Source organism: Bradyrhizobium sp. NAS96.2 (genome assembly GCF_001908235.1).
Classification (GTDB): Bacteria; Pseudomonadota; Alphaproteobacteria; order Rhizobiales; family Xanthobacteraceae; genus Bradyrhizobium.
In genome coordinates, this window is sequence record NZ_LGHK01000142.1 from 1 (window position 1) to 25418 (window position 25418).

General features: G+C 62.8%; 16 protein-coding genes and 1 tRNA gene. 8 read left to right on the forward strand and 9 right to left on the reverse strand.

Annotation, left to right across the window (positions count from 1 at the left end):
- The 3 genes from AC628_RS27560 to AC628_RS27570 all read left to right on the forward strand — a co-directional run.
- Window positions 1-2096, forward strand: a 2096-nt coding sequence (locus tag AC628_RS27560; protein WP_210190268.1) for a type I restriction-modification system subunit M, incomplete at its 5' end; no start/stop codon positions are given.
- A 1-nt stretch (window position 2097) separates the two neighbouring features.
- Window positions 2098-3318, forward strand: a complete 1221-nt coding sequence (locus AC628_RS27565; protein ID WP_074129938.1) for a restriction endonuclease subunit S — start codon at window positions 2098-2100, stop codon at window positions 3316-3318.
- A gap of 19 nt (window positions 3319-3337) precedes the next feature.
- Window positions 3338-6763 carry a type I restriction endonuclease subunit R gene (locus AC628_RS27570; RefSeq protein ID WP_074129962.1) on the forward strand — a complete coding sequence of 1142 codons (3426 nt, stop codon included), beginning with the start codon at window positions 3338-3340 and terminating at the stop codon, window positions 6761-6763.
- 266 nt (window positions 6764-7029) lie between these two features.
- Here AC628_RS27570 and AC628_RS27575 read toward each other — a convergent pair.
- From AC628_RS27575 to AC628_RS27590, 4 genes are all read right to left on the reverse strand, one after another.
- Window positions 7030-7119: transfer RNA gene (locus tag AC628_RS27575), tRNA-Ser, on the reverse strand.
- 610 nt (window positions 7120-7729) lie between these two features.
- Window positions 7730-9181 (reverse strand): trehalose-6-phosphate synthase, encoded by a 1452-nt coding sequence (locus AC628_RS27580; RefSeq protein WP_074129939.1) that lies wholly within the window; start codon window positions 9179-9181, stop codon window positions 7730-7732.
- A gap of 204 nt (window positions 9182-9385) precedes the next feature.
- Window positions 9386-10213 carry a trehalose-phosphatase gene (gene otsB, locus AC628_RS27585; protein ID WP_074129940.1) on the reverse strand — a complete coding sequence of 276 codons (828 nt, stop codon included), beginning with the start codon at window positions 10211-10213 and terminating at the stop codon, window positions 9386-9388.
- Between the two features lie 3 nt (window positions 10214-10216).
- Window positions 10217-11710 (reverse strand): MFS transporter, encoded by a 1494-nt coding sequence (locus tag AC628_RS27590; RefSeq protein ID WP_074129941.1) that lies wholly within the window; start codon window positions 11708-11710, stop codon window positions 10217-10219.
- A gap of 184 nt (window positions 11711-11894) precedes the next feature.
- On the opposite strand from AC628_RS27590, the gene AC628_RS27595 reads away from it, so the two are divergent.
- A complete protein-coding gene (locus tag AC628_RS27595; protein WP_074129963.1) occupies window positions 11895-12275 on the forward strand; it encodes a DUF3175 domain-containing protein in 381 nt (126 codons plus the stop codon).
- A 164-nt stretch (window positions 12276-12439) separates the two neighbouring features.
- Here the strand turns inward: AC628_RS27595 and AC628_RS27600 are convergent, their stop codons facing one another.
- Complete coding sequence (locus AC628_RS27600; protein ID WP_074129942.1) at window positions 12440-14473, reverse strand: methyl-accepting chemotaxis protein; 2034 nt, start codon at window positions 14471-14473, stop codon at window positions 12440-12442.
- A gap of 456 nt (window positions 14474-14929) precedes the next feature.
- Here AC628_RS27600 and AC628_RS27605 point away from each other — a divergent pair, with 456 nt between their 5' ends.
- Together AC628_RS27605 and AC628_RS27610 are read left to right on the forward strand one after the other, a co-directional pair.
- Entirely contained in the window at window positions 14930-16102 is a 1173-nt protein-coding gene (locus AC628_RS27605; protein ID WP_074129943.1) for an FIST N-terminal domain-containing protein, read from the forward strand.
- Window positions 16099-17472 (forward strand): hybrid sensor histidine kinase/response regulator, encoded by a 1374-nt coding sequence (locus AC628_RS27610; RefSeq protein ID WP_074129944.1) that lies wholly within the window; start codon window positions 16099-16101, stop codon window positions 17470-17472. The genes AC628_RS27605 and AC628_RS27610 overlap by 4 nt, the downstream gene beginning before the upstream one ends.
- Before the next feature lie 102 nt (window positions 17473-17574).
- Here AC628_RS27610 and AC628_RS27620 read toward each other — a convergent pair whose 3' ends face one another.
- The 4 genes from AC628_RS27620 to AC628_RS27635 form a co-directional block, all read right to left on the reverse strand.
- On the reverse strand, window positions 17575-18351 hold the full coding sequence (locus tag AC628_RS27620; RefSeq protein ID WP_245321345.1) for a LuxR C-terminal-related transcriptional regulator: 777 nt from the start codon (window positions 18349-18351) through the stop codon (window positions 17575-17577).
- Between the two features lie 81 nt (window positions 18352-18432).
- Window positions 18433-19113, reverse strand: a complete 681-nt coding sequence (locus AC628_RS27625; protein ID WP_074129946.1) for a response regulator — start codon at window positions 19111-19113, stop codon at window positions 18433-18435.
- 24 nt (window positions 19114-19137) lie between these two features.
- Window positions 19138-20349 (reverse strand): c-type cytochrome, encoded by a 1212-nt coding sequence (locus tag AC628_RS27630; protein WP_349510134.1) that lies wholly within the window; start codon window positions 20347-20349, stop codon window positions 19138-19140.
- Between the two features lie 28 nt (window positions 20350-20377).
- Window positions 20378-22093 carry a PQQ-dependent dehydrogenase, methanol/ethanol family gene (locus AC628_RS27635; RefSeq protein WP_074129947.1) on the reverse strand — a complete coding sequence of 572 codons (1716 nt, stop codon included), beginning with the start codon at window positions 22091-22093 and terminating at the stop codon, window positions 20378-20380.
- A 402-nt stretch (window positions 22094-22495) separates the two neighbouring features.
- Here AC628_RS27635 and AC628_RS27640 point away from each other — a divergent pair, with 402 nt between their 5' ends.
- Together AC628_RS27640 and AC628_RS27645 are read left to right on the forward strand one after the other, a co-directional pair.
- Window positions 22496-22981: a (2Fe-2S)-binding protein gene (locus AC628_RS27640; RefSeq protein WP_024583646.1), complete on the forward strand. Its 486-nt coding sequence runs from the start codon at window positions 22496-22498 to the stop codon at window positions 22979-22981.
- A 90-nt stretch (window positions 22982-23071) separates the two neighbouring features.
- Complete coding sequence (locus tag AC628_RS27645) at window positions 23072-25411, forward strand: xanthine dehydrogenase family protein molybdopterin-binding subunit (RefSeq protein ID WP_074129948.1); 2340 nt, start codon at window positions 23072-23074, stop codon at window positions 25409-25411.
- Window positions 25412-25418 lie beyond the last annotated feature (7 nt).

Below are 25418 nucleotides of genomic sequence, written 5' to 3' on the forward strand. Positions count from 1 at the left end.
CCGATCATTTGGAGGGACTCGAAAAATTTGAAGCCGGGCTCTGGAAGATCGCCGACAATCTGCGGGCGAACTCCAATCTGGCGTCGAACGAATATTTCATGCCCATCATGGGGCTGATTTTTCTCCGCCATGCGACGAACCGCTTCTACCAAGCGAAAGCCGCAATCGATGCCGACAAGGCGGCAGGCCAGATGCCAGACCGGCAGCTGGTCGACGCCGACTTCACCCGCCGCCGCTCGCTGAACCTGCCCGAGGGCGCACGGTTCGACATCATCTTGAAGACACCCAAGGGCGGCAAGCTCGGCGCGGCGCTCAATGACGCCATGGAAGCGATCGAAGCCGCCTTCCCGCCGCTCGCCGGCCAACTGCCAAAGGATTACGCTCGCTTCGAGGACGGCGTCCTCGAAGAGATGATGCGCATGTTCGACTCGGAAGGCCTTCGTAAAGCCTCTGGTGACGTGTTCGGCCGCATCTACGAATACTTTCTCGCCGAGTTCTCAAAGCAGGGCGCGCATGACAATGGCGAGTTCTTCACACCGCCATCGATCGTGCAGACAATCGTCAACGTCATCGAGCCGGATCACGGGATCATCCTCGATCCTGCCTGTGGCTCGGGTGGCATGTTCGTGCAATCGAGCCACTTCATAGAGGACGAAGGCTTGGACACGATGAAGCGTGTCACCTTCTACGGCCACGAGAAGAATGAGACGACGGCACGGCTCGCGCAAATCAACCTCGCGGTCCATGGCTTGGAAGGCACGATCCGGGCCGGCAACGAAGCTATTACCTATTACAAGGACCCGCACGAACTTGCCGGCAAGTGCGATTTCGTGATGGCCAATCCCCCGTTCAACGTGGACGAAGTGGACGCCGACAAGATCAATGGCGACAAGCGCCTGCCGTTCGGCCTGCCTGGCGTCAACAAGGCGAAGAAGGTCTCGAACGCCAACTATCTCTGGCTTTCCTATTTCTACAGCTATCTGAGCGAAACCGGTCGCGCCGGCGTCGTGATGTCGTCGCAAGCGTCGAGCGCCGGGCGGGACGAAGCAACCGTCCGGCAGAAGCTAGTTGAGACCGGTGCGGTCGATGTGATGATCGATGTCCGCGGCAACTTCTTCTACACCCGCACGGTTCCCTGCCAGCTCTGGTTTTTTGATCGCGCGAAAGAGAAGGACGAGGCGAGGGCCGACCGTGTGCTGATGCTCGATGCGCGCAACATCTTCCGCAAGGTGTCGCGCTCGGTCTGCGACTTCAGTCCGGAGCAGCAGAAGAACATCGCGGCCATCGTCTGGCTCTATCGCGGTCAGCAGGACCGCTTCCTCAAGCTCGTCGAATCCTATCTGGCGCAGGCGATCAACGGTGGCCAGGCGGCAACCAATCCGCTCGCCACCTTCGAGGAGGCACTCGGCAAGCTTGTCCCCCTGATTGGCTTCTTCGCCAATCTCAAGCGTGAGAACGATCCGCTGGCGGAGCCCTGGGCCGAACTAACCGGCACCAGTAAAGCTTTGACGGAGGATATCGGCACCTTCGGCAAAGAGACGGCGACGCAAGCGGCCGCTTGGCGGGTCACTGACCGCGATAATACAGGTCTCAATGCGGCGCGCCTTGCCCTGCATCCGCTGGCGGACCGATGCCGCGACCTGACCAAGCAGATCGACCTCGCGGCGAAGCTCGCGGGTCGCACGATCGATATCGCCGTGAAGGAACTCGATGCGCGAGATTCGGAGGCATGGGACAATGCCGACGTGACCAGGGCACGAAAGGCGCTGGAGGCGGCTCGCGCCGACGCCGTCGAGGCGCTGCGGGTCACACGTTACTTCGTGCGGCAGGCCGACTGGCTTCGCGAGCGCTTTCCCGAGGCGGAGCTGCGCGACGTGGAAGGTCTGGTGAAGCTTGTCGATCGGGCGACAATCGAGGCGCATGATTGGAGCTTGACGCCGGGGCGCTATGTCGGCGTCGCTCCCGAGGAGCAAGATGAAGATTTTGATTTCGAAGAGGCACTACGTGCAATCCAAATCGATATCATGAGCTTGAATCATGAAGCGGTGGAATTGGCAGCCCGTATTGCTCGCAACTTCGAAGAGTTGGGAGCATAGCATGCTGCCTTGGCGAACCGTGGCGTTCAAAGAAATTGTTTCCCACAGCGCATTTGGGCCAAGGTTTAGCGGGGACCTCTATTCTGAATCAGGAAATGTCGCCACTCTCAGGCAGACTGATATAGGAGAGCACGGCGAGATTTCATATTCATCTATGCCACTCGCCATTATAGATGAAGACAGGTTTTGCAACCATTTCCTGCTCCCTGGTGATCTAGTGATCTCTCGATCAGGAGCGGGCGTCGGCACGACAGCCGTTTTCAAGAATTATCATCGACCGGTCCTCCCAGGCGCATTCTTGATCCGGTTCCGGTTCAACGCAAATGCTTGCCCGGATTTCTATCGTTACTATTTCAATTCCAGTGTTGGACGCCCGGTAATATTATCGGTTGCGCGCGGCGCGGCACAGCCGAACATCAATATCTCTAACGTTGAGCTAATCAATGTTCCTTTGCCGCCAAGGAGAGTACAAGACTCCATAGTCGAGATTCTCTCAGCCTACGATGACCTGATCGAGAACAACCGACGGCGCATTGCACTGCTGGAGCAAGCGGTGCGGATGCTTTATCGCGAGTGGTTTGTTCGTTTCCGCTTCCCCGGCCACGAGCACGTCAAGATCATCGATGGTATTCCTGAAGGGTGGGAGCGGCGGACCTTCGATAGTGTTTGCGAGGCGGTAGGTGGTGGCACGCCATCAACCGCTAAGCCTGAGTTCTGGGATGATGGCGATATCCCCTGGTACACGCCGACCGACATCACGCGGAACTCATGTCTGGCCCTGCTTGATAGCAACACGAAGATAACCGAGGCCGGATTGCGCGGATCCTCTGCGAAGATGCTTCCTTCTGGCACCGTCCTGATGACGAGCCGAGCGTCAGTCGGATTCTTCGGAATCATCGATGGGCCGTCCTGCACAAATCAAGGCTTCATTAGCATTCTGCCGAAAGACCCACGCTCAAGGATGTATCTATTGTACAACTTGATGGACCGCGTCGAAGAAATCCGATCCCACGCCGGCGGCGCGACTTATAAGGAAATCAGCAAGGGCAAGTTCAAAGCCCTTCCGGTCGTGATACCCGACATGTCCCTATCGCGCGAGTTTGACCAACATGCTTCGGACCTTCATGAGCAGGTGCGAACGCTTCACACCATGAACAAAAAACTTGCTCAAGCTCGCGACCTCCTCCTTCCACGGCTCATGAACGGCAAGATCGTCGTATGACTTCCGAGGGTTGCTGATCATGGCGCACACTCCCGTCAACAGCGAGGACCGGCTGGTGCAGGCGACATTCGCCGGGCACCTCAAGGACAAGCTAGGCTGGGATAGTGTCTATGCCTTCAACGACGAGACTTTTGGACCGGACGGCGCGCTGGGACGGAAGGACACCACCGAAGCGGTGCTGACCCGCGACCTCCGAGCCGCATTGGAGCGTCTCAACGTCGACCTGCCACCGTCGGCCATCGATGACGCCGTGCGGACGTTGACCGCTCACGATTTCAGCCGTTCGATGGTGCAGCACAACTGGGATTTTCATCGCCTGATCCGCAACGGCGTCCCAGTGTCCTATCGCGATGCCGCGGGGCATTTCCGCAACGCTCGTGCCCGCGTGATTGACTTCGACAACAAGCCGGGCTCGAACCGGTTCCTCGCCGTTCGCGAATTGAAGCTCACCGGGCTGCGGACGCCGAGCTACAACCGCCGCGCTGATCTCGTCTGCTTCGTTAACGGGCTGCCGCTCGTCTTCGTCGAGCTGAAAGCGGTCCACAAGAACATCCGCGCTGGCTTCGACGGCAACCTCTCCGACTACATGGACGAGAATGTCATCGCGCATGCCTTTCATCACAATGCGTTCCTGATCGTCAGCAACGGCGACCACGCCCGCTACGGCTCAATTACCAGCGGATGGGAGCACTTCTACGAGTGGAAACGCCTCGACGAGGCCGACAAGGGCAAGGTCGATGCCGAGGTGCTGCTTGATGGCATGCTGGCGCATGACCGGCTGCTCGACATCGTCGAGAACTTCATCCTGTTCGACGAGAGCAAGCCGGGCTCGACGCGCAAGGTGGTGGCGCGCAATCACCAGGTCCTCGGTGTCAACCTTGCGACGTCATCGGTCGAGCGGCAGGAGGCATTGAAGCGCGAGTTCCCCTTGGAAAAGAGGCTTCGGCATCGCGTCATCGAACTACCGCTTGAGAAGCGCCCGGCCGGTGTCCGGCGTCGCCTGCCTGCGCCGTTCGGGATGGAGGAAGCTCCTCAGTCGCCTTTCATCCCAGAAGGGCCGGTAAGCATCGTCGAGCGCGCACATCCCGAGCTCGGCCGTCTCGGCGTGTTCTGGCACACGCAGGGTAGCGGCAAGTCCTATTCGATGGCCTTCTTCGCCGAGAAGGTGCGGCGGAAAGTAGAAGGCAATTTTACCTTCCTGCTAATGACCGACAGGCACGACCTCGACGACCAGATCTATAAGACGTTCGCGGGCAGCGGCATCACCGGCAAGGAGACGCCGCGCGCCGCAACGGGAGACGACCTTGAACGCCTCTTGAAGGAAAACCATCCGTACATTTTCAGCCTGATCCACAAGTTCAATAGAGATGTCGACCCCAAACACCCCTACAGCGAGCGCGACGATATCATCGTGATTTCCGACGAGGCGCACCGCACGCAATCGGGACGCCTGGCGCGCAACATGCGGCTCGCGCTGCCAAACGCCGCCTTTATTGGGTTCACTGGAACGCCGCTGTTCAAGCAGGATGAGATTACCAAGCGAATCTTCGGTGATTATGTCTCGCGCTACGACTTCAAGCGCTCGGAGGAGGACGGCGCCACCGTCAAGCTCGTTTACGAGAACCGCGGTGAAAAGCTTGGCGTCGCGCGGCAGGATCTCAACAGCCGCATCGCGACGAAGATCGAGGAGGCCGAACTCAATCCCGACCAGATGACTTTGCTCGACAAGCTTCTCGGCAAGGATTACGAGATTATCACCGCCGACGAGCGCCTCGATAAGATCGCGGCGGATTTCGTCGAACACTGCGCGACCCGATGGGAGTCAGGAAAATCGTTGCTGGTCTGCATCGATAAAATCACCTGCGCCCGCATGCATCAGCGCATCATCCCGCTCTGGGAGGCGAAGGCGGCACAGGTGCGGCTTGCCGGCGACGCAAAGCGGGCGGAAGCGGCGGCAACTGCCGACGAAGCGGCGCGCGCCGTGCTACTCGAAGAAGCGGCGAAACTGAAGCGCCAGTCGGACTGGATCAACGAGACCATCATCGAGATCGTCATCAGCGAGGCACAGAACGAGGTCGCCGACTTCAAGAAATGGGACTTCGATATCATTCCGCATCGTGCTCTGATGAAACAGGGTTTCGAGACGAACGATGGTAGGCGTGTCGATGTCGAAACGGCCTTCAAGACACCGGAACATCAGTTCCGTGTAGCGATCGTGTGCGCCATGTGGCTGACGGGCTTCGACGTGGAGTCTCTGTCAACTCTCTACATCGACAAGCCGATGAAAGCCCACACCCTGATGCAGGCGATTGCACGGGCGAACCGCGTCTATCCAGGCAAGGATTTCGGCCTAATCGTAGATTATAACGGGATGCTGGCAAGCCTGCGCGCCGCATTGGCACAGTACGCGCTCGGCGAAGACGGCGCTGGCGGCGAGGACATTCTCGCACCGATCGAGCAGCGGGTGCAGGCGCTCATCGAGGCCATCGAAGCGACCGAGGCGCATCTTCGGAACCTCGGCTTCGAACCCGGCTCACTCATCGGGGCCAGGGGATTCGCGCGAATCCGAGGGTTTGCCGATGCAGTGAATGCCGTCTATTCAAGCGACGACGCCAAGCGGCGGTTCGAAATACTGGCGCGGCAAGTCTTCATCCGCTTTAAGGCGCTGCTTACGGAGCCAACGGCTTTCGCCTACGCCGAGCGGCACGACAACATCGAGGCGATTTACAAGAAGCTGACCGAACGCCGCGACACTGCGGATGTGACCGATCTGCTCAAGGAACTGCACCGGATCATAAACGAGGCGATCCGGACACAGGTGCCAGGAGAGGACCAGACCGAAGGGCTGACGTTCGATCTCAGCCAGATCAATCTGGAAAAGCTGCGTGAGGAATTTGCGAAGAAGGTTAGTCGCAAGGCGACAGCGATTCAGGACATCCGGGACATCGTCGAACAGAAGCTCGCCGAGATGCTGGCTCGCAACCCGACGCGGATGGATTACCAGCGCAAATACGAGGATATCGTCGCCGACTACAACCGTGAGAAGGATCGCACGACAATCGAAGAGACCTTCCGCCGGCTCGTCGAACTGGTGAACAGTCTCGACGAAGAACAAATGCGTGCAACGAGGGAGGGGCTGCGCGAGGATGAGTTGGCCTTGTTCGACCTGCTCCAGAAGGAGGGTCTCGACAAGACGTCCCGCGAACGAGTGAAGCAGGCCAGCCGCGAGTTGCTTGCCTCGATCAACGCCCAGCTGGCGGGACTCGACCGCTTCTGGGAAAAGGAGCAGACCAAGGCGGATGTCGAGGTCTTCATCCTTGATTCAGTTTTCGCGCAGCTACCTAGCCCTCCCTTCACAGCCGGAGAGAAGGAGACCATCGCCGCAACCGTCTACGGGCATATTTTCCAGCGGGCGTTGAATGGGCAATTTGTGAGGGCTGCGTGATTGTGGGCGGCCAAGCCATAGTTGCGCGCATTTACTTGGCTGAGCGAGAGAGATTCAAAACCGGCCCTTATGAGGGCTTTGTTCTCCGCGAAATGCCGTACCGTGCCAATTTCCGGCGTTCTAGGATTCGGAGAAAAATGCATTCTCCAGGCCCATCCACGGTTCATTTTTAGTACGGCCGACATTCTCCAGCGCGAGAAAATGCACGAAAACGGCCGAGTTTTCGGGCCTGTCTCCGTTTTGAGGTACGAAATGGCGGGGCGCGGTGGCGGAGAGAGTGGGATTCGAACCCACGGTACGGTTTCCCGCACACACGCTTTCCAAGCGTGCGCCTTAAGCCACTCGGCCATCTCTCCGGGAGGCCTCTCTTGAAGGGCTGAGGCGGATTTTGCAAGGGAGCGCGGGGCTGGCGCGCGAAATTTCCCCAATTGATTGAAAATATTGGGTAAATTGGCGCCGAGATCGACCGCGTCTCGCCGTCTTGCTGGCCACCGCACGGGATTTTTGCCGGTGGCTGGTCACGGAGTGCCGCAAATCAAGCGATGCAGCCGATCTGGCGATCCCCGCCATTCCTCGGTGCGCAACCGCGCAGTGCTTAGGGCACAAGCCATCGCACGGCGGCCGACAACCCAATCGGTGTCGTCCCTGCTTTCGAAAGCAGGGCCCCCTAATCACCAATGCAGATTGTTGCGCGGCGGAACGACGAGTCCTATTCGCAACACCCGCCGCGGAGTATGGGTCCCTGCTCCCGTGCGCAATTGCGCACTAGGCAGGGACGACACGCGGGAAGGGCCGCGGCCTCTCGCTTCAAGCATCGCCGTCCCTGGAATACTGGATCACCCGCTTTTCGCGGATGATGACACCGAGCAAGTTGTTTGACGTTAGAACCGGAAGACAACCGACAGCGCAACGAGGACGGGCAGTGCTGCTACCCATCCTCCGATGCGAATGCGAACCGGTGCTCGCTCAGTGATATCGCGCGGCAAAATCCGCCGTGCGGCGCGGCCACAGGGTTGGTGGCTCCGGCAGCGCCGCGGCACCCGCATTGTGCGTATCCTGCAGCGCCTCGATGAAATCGGCGAACCATTGCTGGATGGTGCCGCTGTTGAGCTTCTCCATCATGGCTTCCCAGCGCATCCGCCGCTCGGTCAGCGGCATCGCGAGCGCGGTTGCCAGCGTGCGCGCCATGCCGTCGATGTCGTGCGGATTGACCAGCAGTGCGGCGTCGAGCTCGTTCGCCGCGCCCGCGAACTTCGACAGCACCAGCACGCCGGGATCGGCCGGATTTTGCGCGGCGACATATTCCTTGGCCACGAGGTTCATGCCGTCCTGCAGCGGCGTCACCACGCCGACCTGCGCGGTGCGGTAGAGCCCCGCGAGCACGCCCTGGCCAAAGCCCTTGTTGAGATAGCGGATCGGGGTCCAGTCCACCTCGCCATGCACGCCGTTGACGTCGGTGACGAGTTTTGCCACCTCGCTCGCGAGATTGCCGTAGGCCTCGATCGCGCCGCGCGAGGGCGTTGCGATCTGCAGCAGCGACACCGAACGCTTCAGCGCCGGGTGCAGCATCCACATCTTGTCGAACGCCTTGATGCGGTTGACGAGGCCCTTGGAATAGTCGAGCCGGTCGACGCCGATCGCGAGCTTCTCGCCGTTGAGGCTGCGCCGCAGCCGCGTCACATCGGGATGCGTCATCGCCTTGGTCGCCTGCTGGGCGAACTTCCCGGGATCGATGCCGATCGGAAACACCGCGGCGCGGGTGCGGCCGAACGGCGAATTGATCACGCCGTCGCGCACCTCGAATTCGAGATCATGCTGCACATAACTCAGGAAATTCTCGCAGTCCTCATCGGTCTGGAAGCCGATCAGGTCATAGGACAGCATCGCCTCGATCAGCTCACGATGATTGGGCACGCCTGCGATCACCGCGCGCGCCGGCCACGGCGTGTGCAGGAAGAAGCCGATCGGCTGCGTGACGCCGAGATCGCGCAGCTCCGCGCCGAGCGCGAGGAAATGATAGTCCTGGATCCAGAACACGGAATCCGGCTTGCGGAAGCGCAGCAGCGCGCGCGCCATGAACGCGTTCACTTCGCGATAGCTGGTGTAATCCTCATGCGAGGCACGAATCAGATCGGCGCGCGAATGCATCGCGGGCCACAGCGCCGAATTGGCAAAGCCTTCATAGTAGCCGCCATAATGCGCGGCCGGCAGATCGAGCATCGCCAGCGCGCCCGCACCGAGAGCTTCGACCTCTGCAAAAGGTTCCTTCAGGTTCCCGTCGCGGACCCGTCCGCTGGAACCAACCCATATTGCCCCTGTCTTTTCCACCACCGGCAACAATGCCGCTGCAAGCCCCCCCGTCATGGGTTCATTGGGTTTTCCGCGCGAAACGCGGTTCGATACGACGACGAGGTTCACCAGGTCCCCTCCTGTTGGTCAACTCGCGTATTAACAACCATTCATCAAGATGGTTCCTGATCAAGGAATCTCCCAAATGAAACCAAATTCTGGCGAAGCGCGAAGGAACTCGCGGGAACTCGCGAAAAGAAAATTGCGCGCGAGGTTGACGCCACGACGCAAAAGCACCGCATTCGATTCGAACCCGCGATGCAGTTGATCTGGTTAGGACAGCTTCACGTCCCTATCATCGTCGAGCAGCCGCGCGAGGAACGCGCGCACATCGCCCGGCCCGTCGAAATGTCCGGCGACACCGGTCGCGCGACGTCCAACGGAGAATGCGAGCCCCTCATAGTCAGGCATGATCGCGAACACGGTCTCGTCGGTGACGTCGTCGCCGATGAAGAACGGGCGGCGTCCCCTGAACGGCTCATGCGTCATCAACTCGAGCACGCCGGTTGCCTTGGTGAAGCCGGAATGCTTGATCTCGCAGACGCTCTTGCCCGGCAGCACCTCGATCGGCGCGTTCGGCAACTCGGCGCGGATCAGCGACACCGCCTCATAGATCGCCTTCTCTGCCTGCGGCGCCAGCCGATAATGCAGCGCCAGCGAGTAACCCTTGTCCTCGAGCAGAATGCCGGGGCTGAGCTTTGCGATCGCGGCGAGGCGACGCTTCAATTCCTTGTCGAGCGGCGGCGCGTGCGCAGCGACCGCCTCGCTGTCCGGCTGCAGCCGCATCTCTGCGCCATGGCCGCCAATCGCGGGGAATACTTCCGGCGCGAAGATCAGGTCGATGTCGTTGAGCGAGCGGCCGCTGACCAGCGCCAGCGCGCCGCCCGTGCGCTCATGCAATTGCTTCAGCGTGGTCGCGAGCTCCGGCGGCACCCACACCTCGCGCGGGGTCGGTGCAAGATCGAGCAAGGTGCCGTCGATGTCGAGCAGCACCGCGGTCCGATCCAGCGGCGGAATCAGCGACGCCGGCGCGCTGCCGGTCGTCGCGTCAGGGGTGATGTCGTCATCCAGGGGCATTTCGGCCAATTCATGCTTCGTCATAGTCTACTCCACAAATGCCAAAGGCCGCGCGACGGATTCGAGCGATTTTCGCTCGGCCGCGACGGCATAGCGCCACGCGACGGCTGCGGCGGCGATCATAAGTACCGCTCCCAGGAGGTAGCCGGCGAAAACGCTGTTGCGCGATCCGGTGTCGATCAGTACGCCGAACAGCGCCGGTCCGATCACGCCGCCGATGCCGGTGCCGACAGCGTAGAAGACGGCAATGGCAAGCGCGCGGACCTCCAGCGGAAACATCTCGCTGACGGTGAGATAGGCGGCGCTTGCCGCCGGCGAAGCGAAGAAGAAGATCACCATCCACGCGATGGTCTGGGTCTGTGCGCTGAACACGCCGATCGAGAACAGATAGCCGGACAACGCGAGCAGCACGCCCGACACGGCGTAGGTCAGCACGATCATGGTGCGGCGGCCGAGCGTATCGAACAGGCGGCCGAGCAGGAGCGGCCCGAGGAAGTTGCCGGCAGCGAACGGCAAGATGTACCAGCCGACATTGCTGGCGGCGATGCCGAAGAAATCGGTCAGGATCAGCGCGAAGGTGAAGAAGATCGCATTGTAGAAGAATGCCTGCGCGGCCATCAGCGTGAGCCCGACCAGCGAGCGCTGCCGGTAGGTGGAGAACAGCGTCACCGCGACCTCGCGCAGCGGCGTATGATCGCGCATCCGAAGCTTGATCTTGTCAAAGTCATCGCTCGACTGCTGGTGGCCGAGCACGGAAGTCTCGATACCGGCGACGATCCTGTGGGCCTCGTCGGGGCGTCCATGGATCATCAGCCAGCGCGGGCTTTCCGGGATCCACATCCGCATCAACAGCACGACGAGGCCGAGCGCCGCGCCGGTGAAATAGGCGATCCGCCAGCCATGATCGGGCGCAAGGAACGCGGGATCGAGCAGGACGATCGCGCTCACCGCGCCGATCGCTGCACCGATCCAGAAGCTGCCGTTGATGACGAGATCGGTCCAGCCGCGATAGCGCGCCGGCACCAGCTCCTGGATGGTTGAATTGATCGCGGTGTATTCGCCGCCGATGCCGGCGCCGGTGAGAAAACGAAACACCGCGTAGCTCGCGACATTCCACGACAGCGCGGTCGCGGCCGTCGCCGAGAGATAGAGCGCGAGCGTGATGAAGAACAGCTTCTTGCGCCCGATCCGGTCGGTGAGCCAGCCGAAGCCGAGCGCGCCGAGCACGGCGCCGGCGAGATAGGCGCTGCTGGCGAGGCCGACATCGGCATTGGAGAAGCTCATTGTCGGGCTCTCCTTCAGCGCGCCCGACAGCGCGCCGGCCAGCGTCACTTCGAGCCCGTCGAGGATCCATGTGATGCCGAGCGCCAACACGACGCGGGTGTGAAAGCCGCTCCAGCGGAGATTGTCGAGCCGAAGGGGGATCGAGGTCTCGATGATGCGGTCGTCATTCGCGGCATCCGGCGACGCCGTCCTGTCGGCCGTTGTCGCAGAGCTGACCTGTGTCTGCTGCAAATTCATCAGATTAGACCAATGAGAAAATCCCCGGAACGATACGTTCCAAGGTTCTCCCTCCCAGGATCGCGGCAAACGGAGTGCCCGCCACGCAATGTCAACGCCGCAGACCGGCAAGGGTTCCCGCAATGCGGCATAGGAACCGCGATCGCGGCAGATTGTTCTCGGCTGAAAATCCATGGAGCTATCGATGGCCGCACGCAAGGGAGCGGCGCGCAAGACCGCACGAAAGTCAGCACGAAAATCGACCGCACGATCGGCGAGCACGGCAAGCCGCAAGCGTGGAGCGAAGAAGACGACCTCGAAGCGCTGGTCGCAACGGGTAACAAAGGAGAGCGACGCCCTCGACCTCAAGCGCGGTGTCTTCAAGCTGACGAGCGCGAAGAAGATCGCGGCATCGCTGAAAACATCCGCCGAGCACAGCACGCGGCGCAAGAGCGGCGCCTATCGTTCCGCGCTGTCGATGCTGACCTTCTACATCAACCGCGCCGGCAAGACGCTGCCGAAGACCGAACGGTCACGGCTGGAACGCGCCAAGGTCGAATTGAAGCATCAGTTCGGGCGGGATTAAGATTGTCGTCCTGGCGCCAACGGCGTCGTCCCGGCGCAGGCCGGGACCCATACGCCGCGGCCATCGGAAGGGGCAAGCGGCGAGTTGTCGGCGCACCAACGAACAGCGGTGGTTATGGGTCCCGGCCTGCGCCGGGACGACGATCGTTGATAGACCGGCGTCCGTTACGCCGCGCGGATGTTCGCCATGAAGCGGTCGAGCTCCTCGCGCAGCCGGGAGCTTTCGACCGACAGCGAGCGGGCCGAATTCAGCACCTCTTCGGAGGCGGCTCCCGTCTCGGTGGCGCCGCGATTGACCTGGGTGACGCTGGATGCGGCTTCCTGAGTGCCTTGCGCGACATTCTGCACGCTGCGTGCGATCTCCTGCGTTGCCGCGCTCTGCTGCTCGACCGAGCTCGCGATATTGGTCGCGATCCCGGAGATCTGCCCGATCGTGTCGCCGATCTCCTTGATCGCGGCAACCGATTCCTGTGTCGCGGCCTGCATGCCCGAGATGTGGGTGGAGATCTCGTCGGTGGCTCTCGCGGTCTGGCTCGCCAGCGATTTCACTTCGGCGGCGACCACCGCGAAGCCGCGGCCCGCATCGCCGGCGCGCGCGGCCTCGATGGTGGCGTTCAGTGCCAAGAGGTTGGTCTGCTCGGCGATCGCCGTGATCAGCTTGACGACGTCGCCGATCTCCTGCGCGGCGCGCGAGAGCTTGCCGATCCGCGCGTCGGTCTGTTCGGCCTGGCGCACGGCGGAGTCGGCGATCTGGCTGGATTCCTTGGCGCGGCGGCCGATCTCGTCGACCGACGCCGACAGCTCCTCGGTCGCGGAGGCCACCGACTGCATGTTGCTGGAGGCCTCCTCGGAGGCGCCGGCGACCTGGCTCGACAGGTTCTGCGTGGTCTCCGCGGTCCGGGTCAGCGTACCGGCTGCGGATTCGAGCTGCACGGCGGACGCCGATACGTTGGAGACGATCGAGCCGACGGCGGATTCGAATTCGTCGGCGAAACGAATGAGCTCGGTGCGCCGCGCGGCGGCACTCGCCTTGTTCTGCGCCTCCTGGGTCGCGGCATCGCGCTCGGCCTTGGCAACCGCCTGGACCTTGAACTCCTCCACGGCACCGGCCATCTCGCCGAGTTCGTCGCGGCGGCCGAGGCCCGGCAGCACCACATCGAAATTGCCTGCCGCGAGCTCGCGCATCGCCGCACACATCGCCGCGATCGGCCGTGAAATGCCCTTGCCGAGCAGGAACGCCCACACCAGCCCGAGCACGAAGCTGCCGGCCGCAAGCATCAGGATCAGCTGCTCGGTTTCGCCGATCATGGCATGCGATTCGTTCTCGAGCCGCTTCTGGTCGGTCAGCAGATCGGACTTCATCGCCGCTGCACCCTGGCTGATGGCAGCCGCGGATTCGGTCATCTCAACGGTCAACTCGTCGATCGACTTGGCATTCGCGATCAGCTTGGCGAGCGCCTCGCGGTACTCTCCTAGCAGCGCGGTGATGTCCTTCACGCTTTGGGTGATCCGCTCGTCCTTTGAGGTGATGCCCTTCACCAGATTATCGGCGAATTTCAGCCGGGCGAGCGCGCTGGAGGCGACCGTCTTGTCGCCATTGACGACGAAGGTGTTGACGGCGCCGGTGATCGACTGCAGCTGGTCGGCGACCTTCTTGGCGCCGAACTGGATCGATTGCAGCTCGGAATCGTCGGCATTGCTCGGCAGATCGTCGAGCTTGTAGCGCATCGAGGTCGCGCTGCGGGTCAGCTTGTTCTGCGCGACCTGCGCGCTGTCGTCCTTGATGCGGACGATCTCGGCAAAGATCTTGGTGAAGGCGCGGAATTCGCGTTCCAGCTTGGTGACCTGCTCGAGCCGGGCCGGATTGGTGGTGCCCTTCATCGACGCCACGATGGCGTCCTTCAGGCTGGCCTCGGCGGCGAGCGCGGCCTTGGCGTCGTCCTCCTTGCCGGTCGCGACGTAGTAGCGCGCCAGCGAACGGTAGGAGATCATTTCGCGATCGATGTTGCGGGCAAGATCGGCTTCCGCGACGCTCTGGCGATAGGAGCCGACGCCGGCGGAGACCCGCTCGAAGCCCATATAGGCGAAGCCCATGGTGGCTGCCGAAAGCGCCAGCGTGACGGCAAAGCCGACCATGATCTTGGCGCGAAATCTGAGGGTTGGGAACCTGATCGACGACGATCGCTTCAGTCCCGGCATTCCAACCCCCCGTCTTCATTCTGAAAACCACGCGAGGTCCGGCAGCAACCCGCCCCAGTCCCCGGAGGGCAAAACTAAGGCAGAATCAATAAGGCCCGGTAAATAGGCAGCGGCCGCCGGCTTCGGTCCGATACTACCTTGGTCGGCCCGGGGGTGCGGGCAAGGTGATTGACGCGCGGGTCCGGCCCGATACTTTAGAACCGATCAAACCTGTCCCTGCCCGGGCCAGGAGAACACATCGGGAGGTGTCCCATGTCATCGCGTCGAGCGGCGCCGTTGGCGCTTGCGGCGAGCATAGCTGCCGGCGAAGTCGCCCGGCCAATGACATTCCCCCTCACGACCTAGAATATAGAGAGGGCCGGACCGCGAACCTCGCGGCATGGCGCCGACACTCTTGCGACCCGCGCGGCCGACCGCGCCAAGAAAAGCAAAAAATTCTGGTCAGGGAGAACGCCTTTGGCGAAGCAGAACGGCAGCGCCACCGACAGTATTGTCGTGGTGCAGGCAAAGACCACCGGGCCGCGGGAGGCCGCCGACGAGATCGCGCGCCAATTGGCGACGGTCGATCTCGCCATGCTCGTGGTGTTCGTGTCGCCGTTCTATGACCCGCAACAATTCATCGCCGAGCTGTCCGGCCGGATGCCCGACATCCCGATCTTCGGCTGCACCACGGCGGGAGAACTATCGCCCGGCGGCTGGGAGGAAGACAGCGTCGTGGCGATGGGCTTCGACGCGGCCGATTTCGTCATCGCGGCCCGGCCGCTGTTCGACCTCGCGACGTTTCGGGTCGACCACGGCCGTTCGATCTGCACCGAGTTGCAGAGCGAATTCGCGCAGCGCACCGAGCATTGCGATCACACCGACGATTCCTTCGGGCTGCTGTTCATCGACGGCATGTGCCAGCGCGAGGAAACCATCATGTCGGCGATCTACGCATCGCTCGGCGACATTCCGGTGGTCGGCGGCTCCGCCGGCGACGGCCTGCGCTTCGAGAAGTCCTGGGTCTTCCACGGCGGCGAGGCCCATACCGACGCCGCCGTCCTGATCCTGATCCGGACCCGGCTGCCGTTCCGCCTGTTCAAGTGCGACCATTTCGAGCCGACCTCGACCAAGATGGTGGTGACCGAGGCCGACATCGAGCACCGCATCGTCAAGGAGTTGAATGCCGAGCCGGCCGCGCTGGAATATTCCCGCGCCGTCGGCCTCAGCGACAGCAAGCTCGAATTGTTCTCGTTCGCAGCACACCCGGTGCTGGTCCGCGTCGGCGGCGCCTATTATGCGCGGTCGATCCAGCGCACCAATCCCGACGGGTCGCTGCAATTCTTCTGCGCCATCGACGAAGGCATGGTGCTGACGGTGGCGCGCGAGCGCGACCCGATCGACGTGACGAGCCGCCTGCTCAAGGAGCTGACCGAGGATCTCGGCGAGGTCTCGATGTTCATCGGCTTCGAATGCGTGCTGCGCCGGCTCGACGTCGAACAGCGCCAGCTGTCGCGGGAGATGTCGGAGCTCTATCGCCGCAACAAAGTGATTGGCTTTCAGACCTATGGCGAGCAGTATCGCTCCATGCATGTCAACCAGACGCTGACCGGCATCGCCATCGGCAAGCGGGCTGTCGCGCCGCAATGACCGACAGCAAGACCACGCGCATTGCGGCCCTCGAACGCGAAGCCGAGAAGCTGCGCAAGATCAACGCGGCGCTGATGTCGCGCGTCGAACGTTCGACCGACCAGCAGCTCAACGCCTTCTCCCTGTTCGAGACCGCGATCGCGCTGGATCAGCAGGTGCGCGACCGTACCCAGCAGCTCAAGCAGGCACTGCAATCGCTGGAGAAGACCAACGGACGCCTGCTGCAGGCCAAGCAGCAGGCCGAGGCGGCAAGTTCGCTGAAATCATCGGTGCTGGTTTCGGTGACGCACGACCTGTTGCAGCCGCTGAATGCCGCGCGGCTGACGCTGTCCGCGCTGACCGAGATGGCAAGCGAGCCCAAGAGCGTCGCGCTGACCGACCAGATCGACCGCTCGCTGGCGACGCTCGAGGACATGCTGCGGACGCTGCTCGACATCTCGAAGCTCGATGCCGGCGTGCTCAGGCCCGAATTCGGTCCGGTCGCGATCGCCTCGCTGTTCGAGCCGCTTGAGCAGGAATTCGTGGCGACCGCCGCCAAGCGCAACCTCGACTTCCGGATCATGCCGTCATCGGCGGTGGTCCGCTCCGATCCGCTGATGCTGCGCCGGATCCTGCAGAACCTCTTGGCCAATGCGCTGCGCTACACCCAGCGCGGCACCGTGCTGATGGGGTGCCGCCTCAAGGGCGAAAATATCTGCATCGAGGTGCACGACACCGGGCCGGGCATCCCGGAAGCCCAGCGCGAGGCGATCTTCGTCGAATTTCAGCGCGGCGACGCCGGCGCCGGCGACAAGGCGGGCATCGGGCTCGGTCTTTCGATCGTGCGCCGCTTTGCCGACCTGCTCGGCCATAACATCAGGCTGAGTTCGCGCGCCGGCAAGGGCTCGGTGTTCTCGGTCACGGTGCCGCGCACCCTCGATCCGGTTGCGATCCCGGTGCGCGAACAGGCCAGCGTCGACTATCGCTATGGCGGCATGGAGGGCGCGAAGATCCTGCTGATCGAGAACGATCTCTCGAGCGCCGAGGGTCTCGCCCATCTGCTGGAGAAATGGGGCTGCGACGTCGCCGTGACGATCTCGAAGACCGAGGCGCTCGAACGCATCCACGCGCTGGACGGCATTCCCGACGCCATCATCGCCGACCTGCATCTCGACAATGGCGAGACCGGGATCCAGGCCGTCGACGTGATCCGCGGCGAGATCAACGCCAAGGTGCCGGCGATCATCGTCACCGCCGACTACTCGGCCAAGGCCGCCTCCGACGTCTCGGCCTTTGGCCACGAACTCCTGAAAAAGCCGATCAAGCCCGCCGAGATGCGCTCGCTGCTGTCGTTCCTGCTCGCAGCGGAGCAGTCGAACGCGCGGTTATGACCAGCGCGTTTTCGAGCGAAGTGGATACCGGTTCGCGTGAAGAAAACGCGTCAAGACAAAGACCTGGAGCCCCGTTCCGAGTCCATCGGAACGGGAAAGGCTCTAGTCGCCGCGCGACGGCGAGGCCGTCACCGGTGCGTGGTCCTGCTTGCCGAAATCCAGTTTCGACAGCGCGATGATGGCCTCGGTCCGGCTGCGCACGCCGAGCTTGCGCAGGATCTCCGAGACATGCACCTTCACGGTGGTGACCGAGATATCGAGCTGATAGGCGATGTGCTTGTTCTGCAGGCCGCGGCAGATCATGTCGAGCACGCGCAGCTGCTGGGCGGTGAACTGGCCGAGCTGCTGCACCAGCTCCTTGGTCTCGGCCTGGCCCTTCCGCGCGGCGGCCGTGTCGCGGAAGCGCGTCGGCAGGAATACCTCGCCTTCGAGGATGCCGCGCAGCAGGCGCGCCAGTTCGGCCTTCGGCGTCGACTTCGGAATGAACCCGGAAATGCCGAGCGAGATCGCGCCGCCGATGATCCGGGAATCGTCATGCGCCGATACGATCACCAGCGCGCTGCGCGGCGCCGCGGCCCGGACCCGGTAGGCCCCGAGCAGGCCCGTGGTCCCGGGCATCGACAAATCGAGCAGGATCAGATCAAGGCCATCGCGCGCGGCGATCACATCAAGCGCGCCGTCGATCGAGGTCGCCTGCAGCACCTCGGCATCGGGAAATTCGGCCCCGATCACGCCGATCAGGGCGGCACGGAATAGCGGGTGATCCTCGACGATCAGCAGTCGAGGCGCACCCGCCTCATCGAGAGGCGGCTCGTCCGCCAGGGGCGCGGTCGTGGTCAATGCTGCGCCGTCCTCCCTCGGATCGCTGATGACAGCCATTGTGTCCACGACATTATCTCAAAGCTGACCGGCAGCCTATAGGTAGCACCCCGGATGCGTTCGCCTCGCAGCGCAGCAAGGCTAGGGGGCCTTCTCTGCCTTCGCACCTGAGCCAGCTTCAAGGACCGGGAGCGGAATCTTGCCGAGCTCGATGATCGCCTTGTTGCGGCTGAACAGCTTCAGCTTGCGCAGGATCTCGGTGACATGCGCCTTGACAGTGGATTCCGCGAGCTTCAGCTCGGCGGCGATCTCGCGGTTCTGCAGGCCGCGGATGATCAAGTGCAGCACGCGGATCTGCTGCGGCGTCAGCTTCTGGATCCGCTCGCGCAGCGTCCGTGCCGTCTCGGACTGGTCCAGCGCGCCGACTGCGACGAAATCCCGCGGTGCCGAGACCGATCCGCTCAGCACGCGCGCGATCGCCTGCGAGAGTTCGCCGAGCGAGGTCGATTTCGGCAGATAGCCGACCGCACCCATTTCCAGCGCCTCGCGGATGGTGTGCTTGTCTTCTTCACTGGAGACGATGGCGATCGGCAGCCGCGGGTAGCGGTCCCTGATCTTCTGGAAGCCGGAGAAGCCGACGACGTCGGGCAGCAGCAGGTCGAGCAACGCGAGATCAATATTCGGCTCGTTGGCGAGGATGCCGAGCGCCCCCTTGATCGAGGTCGCCTCATAGATCCGGGCATCGGGATGCGAGATGCGGATGGCGTTGCCAAGCGCCTCCCCGAACAGGGGGTGATCGTCGATGATCAGGAACCCCATCATGAGGACCCTCGCACTGCTCTTCGCCTAGTTCCCGCCGGTATCCTGCACACTCTGCAGATAGGCATATACGTTTCTGAGCTCGTCGTCGCTGAAGACGTCCTTCCAGGCCGGCATGCCCTTGGCTGGCCGCCCGTCATGGACCGTCTTCCAGAATGTCGATTCCATATCGTCAGCATAGCGCTTCTTGAGCAGCCGGAGGTCGATCTTTCGCTCGGCCTGCACCGCGTCCGGACCATGACAATGGGCGCAGGTCCCGTTGAAGACCTCCCGCCCCGCGGCGGCATCGCCCTTGGCGTCCGCTTTGGCATCCCCGGAGGTCGTGGCGGTTTGAACCGGCTTCTCGGCCGTAGTCGCCTGCCCGACCGTGACCGGCTCGCTGGCCCCCACGGACGATGTCGTCGCCGGCGCCGCCTGGCCGAACTTCACCGGAGCGCCGTTCGGAACACCATATTTGGCAAACAGGGCGGAAATCTCCGGCTGCAGCGACGGCAGAACGCCGTCGACCTCATCGCGCAGCGCGCCGGACGCCTTGGCGAAGCCGATCGCGGTCGCCCAGAGCAGGCCGTCGCCCTCGGTCGACACGATCTGGTACTTGTCGCCATAGCTGGTCTTGTTGAGCCAGCCCGCCACCGGCGCCCAGATGAAGGCGACATCGACCTTGCCCTGGTCGAGGGCCATCATGCCCTCCTCGGGGCTGAGCACGGTGACCTTCTGGATATCGTCGCGCATCGCCAGCAGGTTTTGCGGCGTCGATTGATACTGCACCGCAACCCGCAATCCCGTGAGATCGTCGATGCCGGCGAGCTTGCTCTCCTTGGCGCCGACCAGCGCGTAGCCTTCATGAGCGATCGGCTTCGAGAAGATCACCGCCGGCCCCATGAAATCGTCGATCAAAGGCAGGCCGACCATGGCGTCGCACTGCTTGCTGAGCAGCGTCTCCCGCACGGTGCGCTTGCCGAAATAGGACTTGTACCAATTATAGCTCACCGTGCGGCCGAGCCTTTGCGCCACCGCCTGGCCGATCTCGAGATAGAGACCGGGCTTGCCCGGTTCGTCGCTCGAGAACGGCAGGTTGGTCGGGTCGGCGCAGAGTCGCAGCGGCGGCCTGGCCTCCTCCGCGCCGGCCGACAAGGCCGGCGCGAGCAGCGTGGCGGAGAGCAGCACGGTCCTGATCGCCTTTCCCAACTGCACGCTGCGCGCAGAGCTGGGCACTTCATTCAACTTGATAAGGGACACGGACAATGCTGCCTCCTCGTGACGGTCGTTATTGCAGGGCGAACACGAACAGCGAGCCGCCTTCGGGCGCCGCGGCGACCATCTTCTTGCCGATGTCGCCGAGGAAGGCCGGCAGCGCCGCGGTGCGTCCGACCACGATCGCGACATATTGCTTGCCGTCGACCGAATAGGTCACCGGACCCGCGCCGATGCCGCTGCCGAGGTTCTTGCTCCACAGCACCTTGCCGTTCTTGGCATCGATGGCGCGGAAATCGCCGTGCAGATTGCCGGAGAACACGAGGTTACCGCCCGTCGTCAGCGTGCCGCCGTTAAAGGGCAGGTCTTCCTTGATGCTCCACACCTTCTTGTTGGCCACGGGATCCCAGGCCACGAGTTCGCCGAGGAAGCCGCCGGGACCCGGCTTGGTCGGGAATTCGGCGCCGAGATAGAACACGCCGCGCTTGTAGTTCACGTCAGAGACCGACCAGTCCATGCAGACATTGTTGCTCGGGATGTAGACGAGGCCGGTCCCAGGGTTGAACGACATCGGCTGCCAGTTCTTGCCGCCGATCAGGTTCGGGCAGATGTCCTTGGCGGGATGGCCAGGGCCCGGACGCTTGTCCGGATCCTCTTCCGCCCGCATCGTGTTGATGTCCCACTTCTTGGCCCAGTTGGCGAAGACGTACTTCTCGGCCGAGATCATCTTGCCGGTCTCGCGGTTGGCGACGAAGAAGAAGCCGTTGCGGTCCGCCTTCATCAGAACGGGGGTTTCGGCGCCCTTGATCTTGAGGTCGGCGAGCAACAGCTCGTTGACGCCGTCATAGTCCCAGGCATCGGCCGGCGTGCCCTGGATGTGCCACTTGATCTTGCCGGTGTTGGGATCGATCGCCAGCGTCGAGGCGGTGTAGAGGTTGGTCAGCTTGCCGAAATTGCCGTCGCCGGTGGAGCGCACGCCGGTATTCCACGGCCCCGGATTGCTGGTACCCCAGTAGACCGTGTCGGATTTGGCGTCGTAGGAGCCGACCAGCCAGGCGGCGCCGCCGCCGTGCAGCCCGGTGTCGCCCTTCCAGGTCTCGCTGCCGGGTTCACCGGGCGCCGGCACCGTGAAGGTCTGCCAGAGCAGCTTGCCGTCCTTGAGGTTGAAGGCCTGCAACGCGCCGCGGACGCCGTATTCGCCGCCACCGAAGCCGGTGATGACCTTGTCGCGGACGATGAGCGGCGGCGAGGTGATGACCGAACCCTGCTTGTAGTCGACGACGGTCGAGGTCCAGAGCTCCTTGCCGGTCTCGGCATCGAGCGCGGTCAGCTTGCCGTCGAGGCGGCCGACGAAGATCTTGCCGTCGGCGTAGGAGACGCCGCGGTTATTGACGTCGCAGCAGGCGTATTGAAGCACGTCATCCGGAATATCCGGCTGCCAGGTCCATTTGCGCGCGCCGGTCGCGGCATCGACCGCATAGACGTATTTCGGACCCCACGAGGTCGACACGTACAGCGTCTTGCCGATCACCACCGGCGACGATTCGTTGGAGCGCAGCGAGGCCAGCGACAGCGAATAGACCAGCTGCAGCTTGCCGGCATTCTCGGAATTGATCTGCTTCAGGGGGCTGAAGCGCGTATTGCCGTAATCGTGGCCGGCGATTGCCCATCCGTTCGGATCGGACACCGCCTTTGCGACGGAATCATTCGCCCTCGACGCACCAATACCTGCCATGACAATGGCGACCAGCGACACGCCGGCAAAGAAAATCCCGCTCCTCAGCTTCATTGGCTTCCTCCAATATGGTTTCGTTGCCGCGATGGATGCATCGCGCGCCCGTCTCACTACCCAATTCGTGAACCAGCGATCTTCGGTCGCTATGTGCGATGAAAATGCCAGCTAAGCTTTTTTGTCGTTATAGGCGGAAGGTAGTAGCAATCGCCGCGGCGGCTTTTGACATGCCGCAAACCATATTGGCCGGCGGAAAATCCGTTGCGCTGCCGCGCAATTTCGTCGTGCCGGAGTACGCCAGAAGCAGCTTGCAAATTGCCCCTCGGACGGCTGCCTGCTAGGATCGCAGGCGCAGCCCGGAGCCTTCGTGACAGGGCCGTAACTACGACTTTGATCGCGGTTACGACCCGTAAGAAGCGTGGTCTACTGGGCCCATAACGAAGCTATTGGGAGAAACGCGTGTCTACAGTCAAACTGACGGTAAACGGCAAGGCGGTCTCGGTCGACGTTGAGGACCGAACCCTCCTCGTGCACCTGCTGCGCGAAAACCTCAACCTCACCGGCACCCATGTCGGCTGCGATACCAGCCAGTGCGGCGCCTGCGTCGTCCATGTCGACGGACGGGCGGTCAAATCCTGCACCATGCTGGCCGGCCAAGCCGCGGGCTCCAACGTCACCACGATCGAAGGCCTCGCCAAGGGCGACGAGCTGCACCCAATGCAGGCGGCGTTCCGCGACAATCACGGCCTGCAGTGCGGCTATTGCACCCCCGGCATGATCATGTCCGCGGTCGATATCGTGCACCGCCACGGTGGCAAGCTCGACGAGGAAACGGTTCGCCACGAGCTCGAAGGCAACATCTGCCGCTGCACCGGCTACCACAACATCGTCAAGGCGGTGCTCGACGCTGCCGGCCGCATGAAGGTGGCGCAGGCCGCCGAATAGCAGCTGACGCACCGCACACGATCAAGCTCATCACCGCCGGTCTCGATGGAAACGGCGGCAAATCGAATCTCCGGTCGGGAGGACTAGACCATGGGTGTTGAAGGAATTGGCGCACGTGTCGTGCGCAAGGAAGATCGCCGGTTCATCACCGGACAAGGACGTTACGTCGACGACGTCAAAATGGTCGGCATGAGTTACGCGCACTTCATCCGCAGCCCGCATGCCCACGCCAAGGTCAAGGGCATCAACTCAGCCGAGGCCATGAAGATGCCCGGCGTGATCGCGGTGCTGACCGGACAGCAGATCGTCGACGACAAGGTCGGCAATTTGATTTGCGGCTGGGCAATCACCTCCAAGGATGGTTCGCCGATGAAAATGGGCGCGTGGCCGGCGATGGCGCCGGAGACCGTGCGCTTTGTCGGACAGGCGGTCGCGGTCGTGATCGCGGAGACCAAGAACCAGGCCAAGGACGCGGCGGAAGCCGTCGTCGTCGATTACGAAGAGCTTCCCGCGGCGGCCGACATCAAGACCGCGATCAAGCCGGGCGCGCCGCAGCTGCATCCCGAAGCCCCCGGCAACATCGTCTATGACTGGCATCTCGGCGACGAAGCCGCGGTCAAGGATGCGTTCAGCAAGGCGGCCAATGTGGTGACGCTCGAGCTCACCAACAACCGCCTGGTGCCGAATGCGATGGAGCCGCGCGCAGCGGTCGCACATTACGACCAGGCCGAGGAGCACTATACGCTCTACACGACCTCGCAGAACCCGCACGTCGCCCGCCTGGTGCTGTCGGCGTTCTACAACATCGCGCCCGAGCACAAGCTGCGCGTGATCGCGCCCGACGTCGGCGGCGGCTTCGGCTCCAAGATCTACATCTATCCGGAAGAGATGGTGGCGCTGTGGGCCTCCAAGAAGGTAGGGCGCCCGGTGAAGTGGACCGGTGACCGTTCGGAGGCCTTCCTCACCGACGCGCATGGCCGCGACCATGTCTCGAAGGCGGAGATGGCGTTCGACAAGGACAACAAGATCCTCGGCCTGCGGGTGAAGACCCACGCCAATTTCGGCGCCTATATGTCGCTGTTCTCCTCGGCAGTCCCGACCTATCTCTACGCGACCCTGCTGTCGGGCCAGTACGTCATTCCGGCGATCTACGCCGAGGTGATCGGTGTCTACACCAACACCACGCCGGTCGACGCCTATCGCGGCGCCGGCCGTCCCGAGGCGAGCTATCTGATCGAGCGCATGATGGAGACGGCGGCGCGGCAGTTGAAGGTCGATCCGGCCGAGCTGCGCAAAAAGAACTTCATCACCGCGTTCCCGTATCAGACGCCGGTCATCATGGCGTACGACATCGGCGACTTCCACGCCTCGATCGATGCCGCGATGAAGGCGATCGACTATGCCGGCTTCCCGGCCCGCAAGGCCAAGGCGAAGGCCGACGGCAAGCTGCGCGGCATCGGCGTCTCCTGCTACATCGAGGCCTGCGGCATCGCGCCGTCGAAGGCGGTCGGCAGTCTCGGCGCCGGCGTCGGCCTGTGGGAGTCAGCGGAGATCCGCGTCAACCCGGTCGGCACCATCGAGGTGCTCACCGGCTCGCACAGCCACGGCCAGGGCCATGAGACGACGTTCTGCCAGATCATCGCAGAACGGCTCGGCGTGCCGATCAGCCAGGTCTCGATCGTCCATGGCGACACCGACAAGGTGCAGTTCGGCATGGGCACCTACGGCTCGCGCTCGCTCGCGGTCGGCGGCACGGCGATCGTGAAGGCGATGGAGAAGGTCGAGGCCAAGGCCAAGAAGATCGCGGCACATGCGCTCGAGGCGTCCGAGAGCGACATCGTGATCGAGAACGGCGAGTTCAAGGTCACCGGCACCGACAAGTCGATCGCGCTGCCGATGGTCGCGCTCGCCGCCTACACCGCGCACAATCTGCCCGACGGCATGGAGCCCGGCCTGAAGGAGACGGCGTTCTACGACCCGACCAACTTCACCTTCCCGGCCGGCGCCTATATCTGCGAGCTCGAGGTCGATCCGGGCACCGGCAAGACCTCCTTTGTCAACTTCGTGGCGGCGGACGACTTCGGCCGGCTGATCAACCCGATGATTGTCGAAGGCCAGGTCCATGGCGGCCTTGCGCAAGGCATCGGCCAGGCGCTGCTCGAGGGTGCGGTCTATGACAATACCGGTCAGCTCGTGACCGCATCATTCATGGATTACACCATGCCGCGCGCCGACGACCTGCCGTCGTTCCAGCTCTCCCACACCACGACCCTGTGTCCGGGCAACCCGCTCGGCGTCAAGGGCTGCGGCGAAGCCGGCGCAATCGGCGCCTCTGCTGCCGTGATCAACGCGATCACGGACGCCATCGGCAACAACAAGCTGGAAATGCCGGCGACGCCCGATCGCGTCTGGCACGCCATTCACGGTTGAGGGAGGA

Excerpts from the sequence above, each read along its gene's own strand:
- AC628_RS27565 (WP_074129938.1), top strand. The coding sequence starts at position 2,098 with ATGCTGCCTTGGCGAACCGTGGCGTTCAAAGAAATTGTTTCCCACAGC.
- AC628_RS27570 (WP_074129962.1), top strand. The coding sequence starts at position 3,338 with ATGGCGCACACTCCCGTCAACAGCGAGGACCGGCTGGTGCAGGCGACA.
- otsB (WP_074129940.1), bottom strand. The coding sequence starts at position 10,213 with ATGACGAAGCATGAATTGGCCGAAATGCCCCTGGATGACGACATCACC.
- AC628_RS27590 (WP_074129941.1), bottom strand. The coding sequence starts at position 11,710 with ATGAATTTGCAGCAGACACAGGTCAGCTCTGCGACAACGGCCGACAGG.
- AC628_RS27595 (WP_074129963.1), top strand. The coding sequence starts at position 11,895 with ATGGCCGCACGCAAGGGAGCGGCGCGCAAGACCGCACGAAAGTCAGCA.
- AC628_RS27600 (WP_074129942.1), bottom strand. The coding sequence starts at position 14,473 with ATGCCGGGACTGAAGCGATCGTCGTCGATCAGGTTCCCAACCCTCAGA.
- AC628_RS27610 (WP_074129944.1), top strand. The coding sequence starts at position 16,099 with ATGACCGACAGCAAGACCACGCGCATTGCGGCCCTCGAACGCGAAGCC.
- AC628_RS27620 (WP_245321345.1), bottom strand. The coding sequence starts at position 18,351 with ATGGCTGTCATCAGCGATCCGAGGGAGGACGGCGCAGCATTGACCACG.
- AC628_RS27625 (WP_074129946.1), bottom strand. The coding sequence starts at position 19,113 with ATGATGGGGTTCCTGATCATCGACGATCACCCCCTGTTCGGGGAGGCG.
- AC628_RS27635 (WP_074129947.1), bottom strand. The coding sequence starts at position 22,093 with ATGAAGCTGAGGAGCGGGATTTTCTTTGCCGGCGTGTCGCTGGTCGCC.
- AC628_RS27645 (WP_074129948.1), top strand. The coding sequence starts at position 23,072 with ATGGGTGTTGAAGGAATTGGCGCACGTGTCGTGCGCAAGGAAGATCGC.